The organism is Vibrio sp. Y176 (genome assembly GCF_033438945.1).
On sequence record NZ_JAWOQS010001176.1, the window covers coordinates 1 to 520 of the forward strand.

General features: G+C 46.9%; 1 protein-coding gene. It reads right to left on the minus strand.

What is annotated here, in order from left to right:
* Window positions 1-473, minus strand: a 473-nt coding sequence (locus tag R7O13_RS30830) for a YchJ family protein (RefSeq protein ID WP_318305715.1), incomplete at its 3' end; no start/stop codon positions are given.
* Window positions 474-520: the final 47 nt, after the last annotated feature.

Consider the following 520-nt stretch of genomic DNA (forward strand, 5'->3'; position numbering starts at 1 on the left):
CTGCCACAAATACATGGATCGTTACGGCCTACTTTTAAGCTGCTGATGGATTGATTAAGTCGCGGGTCTTGCTCGGATTCTTCTTCAGGGAAAGTGCCATCAATGTAATACCACAGCCCATCTTCTTTCACGAAGCGTGAACGCTCGCTCAGGCAGTAGCGTTGGCCGTCTTCATTGAAATAGGCGTTGAACTCAACAAAGCCTTCATTTTCATGGCTGCCAGCTTCTGCTTTGACGACTTCCAGTTTGCACCAATCGCTGTCGATCGATTGTGCGATACCTTCACGTTGTTCTTCTGCGTTACAACTTGGGTGATATGTTTTCACAACGTAGTCAACGAGGCCTAGCACATGAGCGCTATAGCGAGAGCGCATTAACTGTTCTGGTGTTTTGACGTCAGCGTGATTGTTGTGCGCAATTTCGCAGCACTGTTGGTAGGTACGGTTAGCGCCGCAAGGACAAGAAGAAGCCATAAGATGAAATCTCGTTAGGTAAAGCGATGAAACAAATAATCCCAATA